Genomic DNA, 11,755 nt, shown 5'->3' with positions numbered 1-11,755 from the left:
ACCATTCTGTAAGCGAATCGGCGGAGCCTTGGCACATGTCACGGCTCCGCTCTTCTTTTCAGGAAATGCCTTCGCTGTTTTCCTTCGACCCTGATGAAGCGGTCGTGGAAAAGGCCGGGAAACAGCCGTCCTACATCCGCGATCACCGCAAACGTCTGCGCGAACGGTTCATGACGGGCGGCGCGGGCGCATTGCCGGATTACGAACTGCTGGAACTGGTGCTATTCCGTGCCATTCCGCGCCAGGACGTGAAGCCGCTGGCGCGGTCTCTGCTGGACCGATTCGGGGATTTCAACGGGGTGGTTTCGGCACCTGTACCCCGGCTGGAGGAGGTTTCAGGCGTCGGTGAGGCCGTGATTTGCGAACTGAAAATCATCGAGGCCGCCGCCCACCGGCTGGCGCGCGCGCGGGTGCTGCGCAAGCAGGTGATCTCTAGCTGGGACGCGCTGCTGGACTATTGCCACACCTCGATGGCGCATCGTGAGACAGAGCAGTTCCGCATTCTGTTCCTGGACCGCAAGAACATCCTGATCGCGGACGAGGAACAGGCGCGCGGCACCGTCGATCACGTCCCGGTCTACCCGCGCGAGGTGATCAAACGGGTGCTGGAGCTGAACGCTTCGGCGCTGATCCTGGTGCACAACCATCCGTCGGGCGACCCGACACCGTCCGAGTCGGATATCGACATGACCAACCAGATCCACAACGCCTGTCAAACCATGGGAATTACGCTGCACGACCACCTGATCATCGGTCGCTCGCGCGAGCTGAGTTTCCGGGCGGAGGGGTTACTGTAGCGGCTGAACCCAGACCTCGACCCGGCGGTTAACCTGACGACCCCAGGCGCTGTCGTCGCAGGCCATCGGCATTGCCTCTCCGAACGCGTCAACGTCCAGTTTGAGCTGATCGAAATTCGCCGTTTCCGCCGCGACCATCACCGCTTCGCGAACGGCCTCGGCGCGGCGCAATGCGATGGCCTGATTGGCGCTCGCCGGCCCCTCACCGTCGCTGAAGCCCACGAACAGCAACCGTTGGGTGTCGTATTGCCCGGCCTCCACCGCCTGCGCCAACTGCTCGACGTTGGAACGGGATTGGGCATCCAGCCGGGCCGAGCCTGCCTCAAACCGGAAGGTCGTGGTCAGGCGTTTCATCGGCATGAGGACCGAAACCATGCGCTGCAGGTCGTCCAGCGTGATCTCGTCCCCGGCGCGCGCGATGGCGTTGACGAAGCGGTTGCCCTGCTGGTCGACCCCCAACAATTCCGGGGCCTGATCGGTATACCCCGCCCGCCGGACCACCAGCTGCGCTGGCGTGCTGCGGGTAAAGGTCAGGAAATCACGCCCCAGTTTCGGCAGGCGCCGCGCGGGCAGATACAGGAAAATGGGCGCGGTCAGGGGGTAATCCTCGGTTTTCACCGTCTTCCGCTCGGCCCGCAGGCTGAAACCGCAACTGCCGCTCAGAGGGACGGCGCGCGCCTCGCGGGTTTCGGACTCGCCCGCCAGTCCGATGCCGAAGGGGTCCGCCGCGACGGCCTCGGCCAAATCCCGGTTGGTGCGGTGGCTTTTGGCACCGGCAACCGGCACCGCCCCGATCGGGGCAAGCAGACGGTCAACCGCCGCCTGACGCATGCCGGACTGACCATCACGCATGTGGACGGTGATCGGCGCGTCGGGGCCGCCCAGCTCGGACCAGTTGGTGATCCGACCGGCAAACACCTTGGACAGCTGCGCCGTCGTGATGCTGGCCAGCGGGTTTCCGGGCGCCACGATGGGCACGAAGGCATCCAGCGCCAGAACCCGGCTGCGACCGATCCCGGTCAGGTCACCCAGACCGGCCTCTTTCGCGAGGCTGGTTTCGTTTTCGCGCACTTCGCGCATGGACATGACGATATCGGCCTCGTTGGCCAGCAGGTCGGCAAAGCCTTCTTCGGTATTTGTCGCGCGGACGGTGAAAATGCCCAGCAGTTTGCCGGTGGCGCGGTCGGTCAGATTGAACGCCGTCATCGTGTCCGAGACCGTCTGGCGTTTCAGCGTCAGACCGGCGCGCTGCGCAAACGCCTCGATCAGGGCGGGCAGCAGGACATTGCCCACGGACGCCTCGCCCGAGATGCCCAGTTCGGCAACGTAATCTTCCAGATTGGGGCAGGCCGGCCCCTCGCAATTCACGCCAGAGCCATCGACCGTCAACTCTCCGTAAACCGTGTCGACGCGGTAGTATTCGCCATCAAACCCCAGCAGATTGCCGCTGATCTCGACCTTGCCGTCGGGCGAGACAAGCGTCACGTCCTGCGCACGGGCGACCGTCGAAAACCCCAAAAGAAAAAGTGCGGCGAAGATCACCGCACGGGCCGGTTGCATGAAAATCAATCCTGATCCGTCAAATCACTTGGAAGCGACTTTCAGGTCTTCCAGCACGTTTTTCAACACCAGAAAGTCACCGACGGCATCACAATTCGGCATGGACAGTTCCAGATCCTGCACGCGCGGCTTGCCTGCCTCGGACACTTGCAGGGATTGCGCGTTGACCTGACGGCCGCAGTTGGCCTTGGTCACTTCGGCTTCGATCTCGAGCAGGATGTCGCCGGTCCGGGCCGAGGTGCCCGACGGATAGGTGTAGACCTGCGCCTGCAGGCTTTCGGGCAGCGTGGGGTCGCCCATCTGGGTCAGGAATCCACCCTGGCCGTGCACGGTTTTTTCCAGAGAGCCTGCGTGCTCTTCCCAGACGTGGCCTTCGTCGTCGAAGCCCGCGCCGAATTCCATCGCGTGCAGGCGCAGACCCGCGTTGCCCTTCCATTGCACCAAAGCACGATCAAAGAACCGCAGCGACGGCACCGAGGTGGTCGTGCTGGCGGTCTTGCCGCCGCCCAAGTCAGCCATGAACACGGCGGCCTCGGTCAAGGCGGGGATGGTCACGAAAAGCTCGCCCTGATCGTCGGTCATTTCCGAGATCATCAGGCCATTATGATGCAGCGTCACGCGGGTGTTCGCCATGCAGGGGGCATGCAGTTCAATATTCACAAGCGCCGCGATGGTCGCGTCGGCCGCCATGGTGATCTCGCAGGAAAAGCCCTTTTGGGCAGGCATGGTCTGCGGAACGATGATTTCGCGTTCGGTCACGGCGACGGGGATCGGCTGGCGTTCCGGCATGTTCAGCTGCTGGAAAATGTCCACAGGCATTTCGGGCAGCGGCGAGGCGGTCAGCTCGACCTTGTCCAGCGCGGCCACCTGGGGCGCCTGCTGTTGCGGCAGCTCGGCCACGACAATCGGCGCGGCTTTGACATTGGGCGACACCGTGGGGGCGCTGTGCTCCATGAAATAGCCCGAGCCAAGCGCGATGCCGACGGTGCCGACCATCAACGCGATGCTGGATGCTCTTTTCGTGTTCATTTCTGCCTCCAACCCAACTCAGGTTGAAGGGAATGTGTCAATCAAAAATGGCGTGCTTGTGGCGCACTAAGGGAGTGAATCGGGCCATTTCAGGCCCGATTTCGCCGAATTGCGTTCAGGCCAGACGGCCGTGGCAGTGCTTGAACTTCTTGCCAGACCCGCAGGGGCAGGCCTCGTTCCGGCCGGGGTTGCCCCAAGTGTCGGGGTTGTTTTCGTCGAACCCCGGGACCGGGTCGCCGGCAGGTTCTTCGTCGTCCGACGCCTGCACGGGAACACCCTGCTGAGCAGCCATCTGGGCCATCATCGTGCGCTGTTCCTCTTCCGTCAGCGGACGGATCTGGCCCAGCTTCTGGCTGACGTCTTCGCGCAGCGAGTTCAGCATGTTCTCGAACAGCTGGAAGGCTTCGTTTTTGTACTCGTTCAGCGGATCACGCTGCGCATAGCCACGGAAACCCACGACCGAGCGCAGATGCTCCAGCGTCAGCAGGTGTTCGCGCCACTTGGAGTCGATCGTCTGCAGCAGGATCTGCTTTTCGATCATGCGCATGGTTTCATCGCCGAAGGCTTCGGTCTTGGCGACCATCTGCTCGTCCGCGGCGTCCGCGATACGCTCGATGATCTCTTCGGGGTCGACGCCTTCTTCGGCGGCCCAGTCGATGACCTTGCTATCCAGGTTCAGCTTTTCCAGAAGCGCGGCGTACAGGCCCTGAACGTTCCACTGGTCGGCATAGGTCTTGGGCGGCATGAATTCGTCGACCAGATCGCCGATCACCTCGTGACGCATGTCACCGATGATTTCCGACAGATCGTCCGCTTCCATGATCTCAAGGCGCTGCTTGAAGATCACCTTGCGCTGTTCGTTCATCACGTCGTCGAACTTCAGCAGGTGCTTACGGATGTCGAAGTTGCGCCCTTCGACCTTGCCCTGCGCGCGTTCCAGCGACTTGTTCACCCAGGGGTGGACGATGGCCTCGCCCTCTTTCATGCCGAGGGTAGACAGCACTTTCTCCAGCTTTTCCGAGCCAAAGATGCGCATCAGGTCGTCTTCGAGCGACAGGAAGAACGACGAGCGCCCCGGGTCGCCCTGACGGCCCGAGCGGCCGCGCAGCTGGTTGTCGATGCGGCGGGATTCGTGACGTTCGGTTGCCAGAACGAACAGGCCACCGGCGGCTTTCACCGCGTCTTCGTCGGCTTTGTGCTGCTCTTCGATCTGCGCGCGGATTTCGTCGGGGTGAGTTTCGGGATTCGCGGCGATGGCCTCCATCACCTTGAATTCGACGTTGCCGCCCAGTTTGATGTCCGTCCCGCGGCCAGCCATGTTGGTGGCGATGGTCACGGCGCCCAGCTTGCCGGCATCGGCCACGATCTGGGCCTCCTGCTCGTGCTGGCGGGCGTTCAGGACGTTGTGCGTCACCCCGGCCTGGGTCAGCAACTGGCTGAGGAATTCCGACTTCTCGATCGAGGTGGTGCCGACCAAGATCGGCTGACCCTTGGCGTTTGCCTCTTCGATGGTCTTGACGATCGCCTCGTACTTTTCGCGCGCGGTGCGATAGACGGCATCGTCCTCGTCGATACGGGCGACGGGGCGGTTGGTCGGAACCTCGACCACGCCCAACTTGTAGATTTCCGCGAATTCATCCGCCTCGGTGGCGGCGGTGCCGGTCATGCCGGCCAGCTTGTCGTACAGGCGGAAGTAGTTCTGGAAGGTCACCTGCGCCAGCGTCACGTTCTCGGGCTGGATCTGGCAGCCTTCCTTGGCTTCGATCGCCTGGTGCAGACCGTCCGACAGGCGGCGGCCCGCCATCATGCGGCCGGTGAATTCGTCGATCAGCACGATCTGGCCGTCACGGACGATATAGTCCTTGTCGCGGGTGAACAGCTTGTGCGCGCGCAGGCCCTGGTTGACGTGGTGCACGATGGTAGTGCTTTCCGGGTCGTACAGGCTCTGGCCTTCGGGCAGCACGCCCATTTCTTGCAGGCGCTGTTCCAGGAATTCGTTGCCCGCGTCGGTGTAGTTCACGTTGCGGGTCTTTTCGTCGAGGCTGTAATGCTCCTCGGTCAGTTCGGGGATCAGCTTGTCCATCGCGATGTACAGGTCCGAACGGTCCTGCGACGGCCCCGAGATGATCAGCGGCGTCCGTGCCTCGTCGATCAGGATCGAGTCGACCTCGTCCACGATCGCGAAGTGGTGGCCGCGCTGGTTCATGTCGGCCAGCTCCATCTTCATGTTGTCGCGAAGGTAGTCAAAGCCCAGCTCGTTGTTGGTGGCATAGGTCACGTCGCAACGATAAGCGTCTTTCTTCTCGGGCTCGGGCTGCTGCGGGTAGACGACGCCGGTCGTCATGCCCAGGGCACCGTAGACCTTGCTCATCCACTCGGCGTCGCGGCGGGCCAGGTAGTCGTTCACGGTGACGATGTGCACACCCTTGCCGGTCAGCGCGTTCAGATAGGCCGGGAAGGTGGCGACCAGGGTTTTGCCCTCGCCCGTCTTCATTTCCGAGATATTGCCCTGATGCAGGAAGATCCCGCCCATCAGCTGCGTGTCAAAGGCCCGCAGACCCAGCGCGCGCTTGGCGGCCTCGCGGCAGTTGGCGAAGGCTTCGGGCAGCAGCGCGTCCAGGCTTTCACCCTCCGCAAGGCGGGTCTTGAACTCTTCGGTTTTGGCGATCAGACCCTCGTCGGACAGCTTTTCGAACTCGGGCTCCAAGGCGTTGATTTTTTCCACCAGCGGGCGCGTCGCCTTGACCTTGCGGTCGTTCGGCGTTCCGAACACCTTTTTGGTGAGAGTTCCCAAACCCAACATATCTTTTCCGATCCGGTCGTTGACATCATCGTGCGCGGCATCTGCTTGCCCGCTGAAACCACAGCGCCTAAAACGTCATGGAAACCCAGCATTCAAAAGCCTCAAGGCGATGTAAGGGCCGGGTGGTGCAGTGTCAACGTTGGCGCCCCGAGTGCCGCAATCAAAGGACAAAACTAATGTCAAAACGTCTCACTTTTCTGTCGGGAGCGGCCCTGGCCCTGTGTCTGGCCCTGCCCTCGTTCGCAGATGAGACCCCCAATCCGGATACCGTCGTGGCGACGGTGAATGGCACTGAAATCACGCTGGGCCACATGATGCTGGTTCAGCAGAACCTGCCCCAGCAATACCAGACCCTGCCCGCCGAGATGCTGTTTCAGGGCATTCTGGACCAGATCATCCAACAGACCGTGCTGATGCAGGCCGGCCCCGAGGCGGATTCGCGCCTTGTTCGTCTGTCGGTGGATAACGAACGCCGCGCGCTGAAGGCCGGCGAAGTGCTGCAAGGTGTCGCAGACGCCGCCGTGACCGAAGACGCCGTGAAAGCCATGTTCGAGGCGAAATACGCCGCTGGCACCAACGAGCAGGAATTCAACGCCTCGCACATTCTGGTCGAGACCGAGGAAGACGCCAAGGCCATCATCGAGCGCCTGAAGGCAGGCGAGGATTTCGCCACCGTCGCCAAGGAAAAATCCACCGGCCCGTCCGGTCCGAATGGCGGCGAACTGGGCTGGTTCGGCCCCGGCCAGATGGTCAAGCCGTTCGAGGACGCCGTCGCCGCGCTGGACGTTGGCGCAATCTCCGAGCCGGTCAAAACCCAGTTCGGCTGGCATGTCATCAAACTGAACGACAAACGCGCCAAGGCCGCACCGACCCTTGACGAAGCCCGTCCCGAAATCGAAGCTGAGATCGAACGTCAGGCCATCGACGCCAAGATCGCGGACCTGACCGCCAACGCATCCATCGACAAGGCGGGCTCGGAAAAGATCGACCCCGCGCTGATCAAGCAAATCAACATCCTGCTGGAGGAATGATCCATGGGTAAAGCTCTTGCTGTTTCGCCGCTGGCGCCCACTGCCTTCCCCGACCTGCCGGTGATCGGTGGCGTCGAATTCGCCGCCGCGCAGGCCGGTGTGCGCTATGCGGGCCGGACCGACGTGATGCTGGTCCGTCTGGCCGCCGGAACCGCGATGGCCGGGGTTTTCACCCGGTCCGCCACCCGTTCTGCCGCCGTGTTGGATTGCCAGGAAAAGATCGGCCACAAGGACAGCGGCCCCGCCGCGATCATCGTGAACTCGGGCAATTCCAACGCTTTCACCGGGCGCAACGGGGTCGAATCGACCCATGCCGTGACCTCGGCAGTCGCTCAGACGCTGGAGATCGAGGAAAACCGCGTGTTCTCCTCTTCGACCGGTGTGATCGGCGAACCCCTGCCCCACGCGCGTATCACCGCCAAGCTGGACGAGCTGAAGGCCAACCTGAACCCCAACGGCATCGCCGAGGCCGCCCGTGCGATCATGACCACCGACACCTTTCCCAAGGGGGCCACGGCCACGATCGAAATCGACGGCAAGCCGGTGAAAATCGCCGGGATCGCCAAAGGCTCGGGCATGATCGCGCCGGATATGGCGACGATGCTGGTCTACATCTTCACCGACGCGCAGGCTGATCAGGCCAAGCTGCAAAAGATGCTGTCGAAGCTGACCGACGTCACCTTCAACGCCATCACGGTGGACAGCGACACCTCGACCTCGGACACGCTGCTGTTGGCGGCGACCGGCGCGTCGGGCGTCAACGTGGACGGCAACGCCGCGTTCGAAGCCGCCCTACACGAGGTGATGCTGGATCTGGCGCATCAGGTCGTCCGCGACGGCGAAGGCGCCACGAAGTTCGTCGAGGTCAACGTGACCGGTGCCGCCAGCGACTCGGATGCCCGTGTCCACGCGATGGCCATCGCCAACTCGCCGCTCATCAAAACCGCCATCGCCGGCGAAGACCCGAACTGGGGCCGCGTCGTCATGGCGATCGGCAAATCCGGCGCGGCGGCGGATCGTGACCTGCTGACCATCCGGTTTGGCGACATCCTGGTGGCCGAAAAAGGCTGGGTTTCGCCGACCTACAAGGAACAGCTGGGTGCCGACTACATGAAGGGCCAGTACCTGGCGATCAACGTCGATCTGGGCCTGGGCGTGGGCAAATCCACCGTCTGGACCTGCGACCTGACGCACGGCTACATCTCGATCAACGCTGACTACCGGTCGTAAGGAAGACACGCATGAAAATGGTTCTCGTCTCGGCGGTGGCGCTGATCGACATCGACGGACGGGTTCTGTTGGCCCAACGTCCCGCCGGGAAATCCCTGGCGGGGCTGTGGGAATTTCCGGGCGGCAAGGTCGAACCAGGTGAAACCCCCGAACACGCCCTGATCCGCGAACTGGAAGAAGAGCTGGGCATCAACACGTGGTCCAGCTGCCTGTCGCCGCTCAGCTTTGCCTCGCACAGCTACGACGACTTCCACCTGCTGATGCCGCTATTCGCCTGCCGCAAGTGGGAGGGCATCCCGACCCCGCGCGAAGGCCAGGTGCTGAAATGGGTCCATGCCCGTGATCTGGCGAACTATCCCATGCCGCCAGCGGACATCCCGCTGATTCCGATCCTGCGCGACCTGCTTTGACGGTCAAAAAGCGGGCAAACTACGGGTTTTCCACAGGGTTTTCGTAGATCACAAGAAGGTTTTTGTAACTCTTTCGTATAAGACGCCTGTAGAATGCCCCTTTTTTTGGTGTTTTGTTTACCAAAAGCGATTACCTTTTTCTTACGTCAATGTCGTTTGGGGAGGAATTGACTTGCTGAGAACCGTAGTGATTGGGAGCTGTGTCTCCGTACAGGGTACGTTCGTTCGCGGGCTTCCGGATGGAAAGATTCTGGTGCGTGTGGGCGATCGTGAGTTTGCTGGCAAACCGGTGCCAATCCGGGCCGCATAACAAACCTATCTGGCAAAGAAAAAAGGGACGGCAAACGCCGTCCCTTTTTCTTTGGTTTGCGCACCCCGATCAGGTCAGGCTGCGTTCGACTTCTTCGCGCTCGAAAATCTCGATCACGTCGCCGGGGCGGATATCGTCGTAGTTCTCGAACGCCATACCGCATTCCTGACCCGACTGGACCTCTTTGACCTCGTCCTTGAAGCGCTTCAGCGTCTTCAGCGTGCCTTCGTGGATCACCACGTTGTCGCGCAGCAGACGCACGCCGGCGGAACGACGCGCCACGCCTTCGGTGACCAGACAGCCGGCAACCTTGCCAACGCCCGAAACCTTGAACACTTCTTTGATCTCGGCATAGCCGATGAAGTTTTCGCGGATCTCGTTCTTCAGCAGGCCGCTTGCGGCGGCTTTCACGTCATCCACCAAGTCGTAGATCACCGAGTAGTAGCGGATCTCGACGCCCTTCTGGTTGGCGGTGTTGCGGGCCGAGGCATTGGCACGAACGTTGAAGCCCATGATCGGTGCGCCCGACGCTTCGGCCAGGCCGACGTCGGTATCGGTGATCGCGCCCACACCGTAGTGCAGCACGCGCACGCGCACTTCCTCGTTGCCGATCTTCTCCATCGCCTGAACGATGGCTTCGGCCGAGCCCTGCACGTCCGCCTTGACCAGAATCGGCAACTCGCTGACGTTCTTGTCGTCCTTGGCCTTCTGCATCAGCTGTTCCAGCGTGGTCGACGCACCGGCAGCGGCGCGCTTCTCTTTCGCCAGATTTGCGCGGTACTGAGCGATCTCGCGTGCCTGTGCTTCGGTTTCGACCACATTCAGCACGTCGCCCGCTTCGGGGGTGCCGTTCAGGCCCAGAACCTCGCACGGGACCGAGGGGCCCGCTTCGGTGATACGCTCGCCCTTGTCGTCGACCAGTGCACGGACCTTGCCCCACTGTTCGCCCACGACGAAGATATCGCCCTGACGCAGGGTGCCCTTCTGGACCAGCACGGTCGCAACGGGGCCGCGGCCCACGTCCAGCTGAGCCTCGATCACGGCGCCTTCGGCGGCACGGTCGGGGTTGGCCTTCAGTTCCAGGATTTCTGCCTGCAGCGCGATGGCTTCCAGCAGGTCATCCAGACCCTTGCCCGTCTTGGCCGAAACCTCGACGTCCTGCACTTCGCCCGACATGGCCTCGACGACCACTTCGTGCTGCAGAAGCTGCGTACGCACGCGGTTCGGGTCGGCGGCAGGCTTGTCGCACTTGTTGATGGCAACGATCATCGGAACGCCGGCAGCCTTGGCGTGGTTGATGGCTTCGATGGTCTGCGGCATGACCGCGTCATCGGCAGCAACCACCAGAACCACGATATCCGTGACCTGAGCACCACGCGAACGCATCGACGTGAACGCGGCGTGGCCGGGCGTGTCGAGGAAGCTGAGGACGTTGCCACCCTTGGTCGTCACCTGGTAGGCGCCGATGTGCTGGGTGATGCCGCCAGCTTCGCCTGCGGTGACGTTGGTGTTGCGGATCGCGTCCAGCAACGAGGTCTTGCCGTGGTCGACGTGACCCATGATCGTGATGACCGGCGGACGCGACTGCATGTCCTCGGCGGCATCGTCGACCGACTGGATGACGTCCTCGACGTCCGCGTCCGAGACGCGCACGATGCGGTGGCCGAAATCCTCGATGATCAGTTCGGCGGTGTCTGCGTCGATGGTCTGGTTCTGCGTAACCATCATGCCCATCTTCATCAGCGCCTTGACCACGTCGGCGACGCGCTCAGCCATACGGTTGGCCAGTTCCGAGACCACGATGGTTTCGGGAACCTGCACGTCGCGTACGATCTTTTCGCGCTCCTGCATGCCCATTGCCTTCTGGCGGGCACGCTCTTGCTTGCGCTTCATCGCGGCCATGGATTTCTGACGGCCACCCTCGTCACCCGACAGGGCGCTGTTCAGGGTCAGCTTGCCCGAGCGACGACCATCGTCACGCCCCTTGCGGCCACCGCGATCCTGATCGGCCTCGCGTTCCTTGCGGGCAACGGCGCTGCCACGCGGCACGGGGGCTGCGGCTTCTTTTTCCTTGGCCTTGCGGGGCGCGGCTTTTTCCTCGGGAGCGGCTGCGGCAGCTGCTGCCTCGGCGGCGGCGCGCTTGGCGGCTTCCTCGGCTTCGCGCGCCTTGCGCTCGTCCTCTTCCTGCTTGGCGCGCAGGGCCTCTTCGCGCTCGCGCTCTTCGCGTTCCTTGGCCTCGATCTCGGCGCGGCGGCGTTCACGCTCCTCTTCGCGGGCCTTTTCCTCGGCTTCGCGGGCGGCTGCCTCTTCGACTTCGCGGGCTTTTGCAGCCTGCAGAGCCTTCAGGCGGCGCTCCATCTCGGCATCGGAAATGCCTGCGGGACGCTTCGAGGGATCCCCAAGCGCGGGATTGCCGGTTGCGCCGGGTTTGGCCGCACCGGGCTTGGGAACCACGACGCGCTTGCGCTTGGTCTCCACCACGACGTTCTTGGTCCGGCCGTGGCTGAAGCTTTGCTTCACGTTGCCCGCGCGCGGGCCTCCACCACGCACGCCCAATGTCTTCTTACCGTCGTTATCGCTCATGT

The 11,755-nt window shown here is 62.7% G+C and carries 8 protein-coding genes; 4 read left to right on the top strand and 4 right to left on the bottom strand.

Going from position 1 to position 11,755, the window contains the following annotated elements:
* Positions 1–65: 65 nt before the first annotated feature.
* Complete coding sequence (gene radC / locus E7681_RS03395) at positions 66–797, top strand: RadC family protein (RefSeq protein ID WP_246032393.1); 732 nt, start codon at positions 66–68, stop codon at positions 795–797.
* Here the strand turns inward: radC and E7681_RS03390 are convergent.
* From E7681_RS03390 to secA, 3 genes are all read right to left on the bottom strand, one after another.
* Positions 789–2,357, bottom strand: coding sequence for a substrate-binding domain-containing protein (locus E7681_RS03390; protein WP_136337843.1), 1,569 nt, complete (start codon positions 2,355–2,357; stop codon positions 789–791). The two genes, radC and E7681_RS03390, sit on opposite strands and share 9 nt — an antisense overlap.
* Before the next feature lie 24 nt (positions 2,358–2,381).
* Complete coding sequence (locus E7681_RS03385; RefSeq protein ID WP_136337842.1) at positions 2,382–3,386, bottom strand: hypothetical protein; 1,005 nt, start codon at positions 3,384–3,386, stop codon at positions 2,382–2,384.
* Between the two features lie 115 nt (positions 3,387–3,501).
* Entirely contained in the window at positions 3,502–6,189 is a 2,688-nt protein-coding gene (secA, locus tag E7681_RS03380; RefSeq protein ID WP_136337841.1) for a preprotein translocase subunit SecA, read from the bottom strand.
* 176 nt (positions 6,190–6,365) lie between these two features.
* Between secA and E7681_RS03375 the strand changes: the two genes are divergently transcribed.
* Genes E7681_RS03375 through mutT form a run of 3 tightly spaced genes read left to right on the top strand, consistent with a single transcriptional unit; the run spans position 6,366 to position 8,860 of the window.
* On the top strand, positions 6,366–7,220 hold the full coding sequence (locus tag E7681_RS03375) for a peptidylprolyl isomerase (protein ID WP_136337840.1): 855 nt from the start codon (positions 6,366–6,368) through the stop codon (positions 7,218–7,220).
* A gap of 3 nt (positions 7,221–7,223) precedes the next feature.
* Positions 7,224–8,450, top strand: coding sequence for a bifunctional glutamate N-acetyltransferase/amino-acid acetyltransferase ArgJ (gene argJ / locus E7681_RS03370; protein ID WP_136337839.1), 1,227 nt, complete (start codon positions 7,224–7,226; stop codon positions 8,448–8,450).
* A gap of 11 nt (positions 8,451–8,461) precedes the next feature.
* Positions 8,462–8,860, top strand: coding sequence for an 8-oxo-dGTP diphosphatase MutT (gene mutT / locus E7681_RS03365; protein ID WP_136337838.1), 399 nt, complete (start codon positions 8,462–8,464; stop codon positions 8,858–8,860).
* A 379-nt stretch (positions 8,861–9,239) separates the two neighbouring features.
* Here mutT and infB read toward each other — a convergent pair whose 3' ends face one another.
* A complete protein-coding gene (gene infB / locus E7681_RS03360) occupies positions 9,240–11,753 on the bottom strand; it encodes a translation initiation factor IF-2 (protein ID WP_136337837.1) in 2,514 nt (837 codons plus the stop codon).
* Positions 11,754–11,755: the final 2 nt, after the last annotated feature.

Source organism: Thalassobius vesicularis (assembly GCF_004799325.1).
GTDB classification, from domain to species: domain Bacteria; phylum Pseudomonadota; class Alphaproteobacteria; order Rhodobacterales; family Rhodobacteraceae; genus Thalassobius; species Thalassobius vesicularis.
The sequence above is the reverse complement of the archived record's forward strand: the minus strand, read 5'-3'. Positions and strand labels throughout refer to the sequence as shown.

Excerpts from the sequence above, each read along its gene's own strand:
- radC (WP_246032393.1), top strand. The coding sequence starts at position 66 with ATGCCTTCGCTGTTTTCCTTCGACCCTGATGAAGCGGTCGTGGAAAAG.
- E7681_RS03390 (WP_136337843.1), bottom strand. The coding sequence starts at position 2,357 with ATGCAACCGGCCCGTGCGGTGATCTTCGCCGCACTTTTTCTTTTGGGG.
- E7681_RS03385 (WP_136337842.1), bottom strand. The coding sequence starts at position 3,386 with ATGAACACGAAAAGAGCATCCAGCATCGCGTTGATGGTCGGCACCGTC.
- secA (WP_136337841.1), bottom strand. The coding sequence starts at position 6,189 with ATGTTGGGTTTGGGAACTCTCACCAAAAAGGTGTTCGGAACGCCGAAC.
- E7681_RS03375 (WP_136337840.1), top strand. The coding sequence starts at position 6,366 with ATGTCAAAACGTCTCACTTTTCTGTCGGGAGCGGCCCTGGCCCTGTGT.
- argJ (WP_136337839.1), top strand. The coding sequence starts at position 7,224 with ATGGGTAAAGCTCTTGCTGTTTCGCCGCTGGCGCCCACTGCCTTCCCC.
- mutT (WP_136337838.1), top strand. The coding sequence starts at position 8,462 with ATGAAAATGGTTCTCGTCTCGGCGGTGGCGCTGATCGACATCGACGGA.
- infB (WP_136337837.1), bottom strand. The coding sequence starts at position 11,753 with ATGAGCGATAACGACGGTAAGAAGACATTGGGCGTGCGTGGTGGAGGC.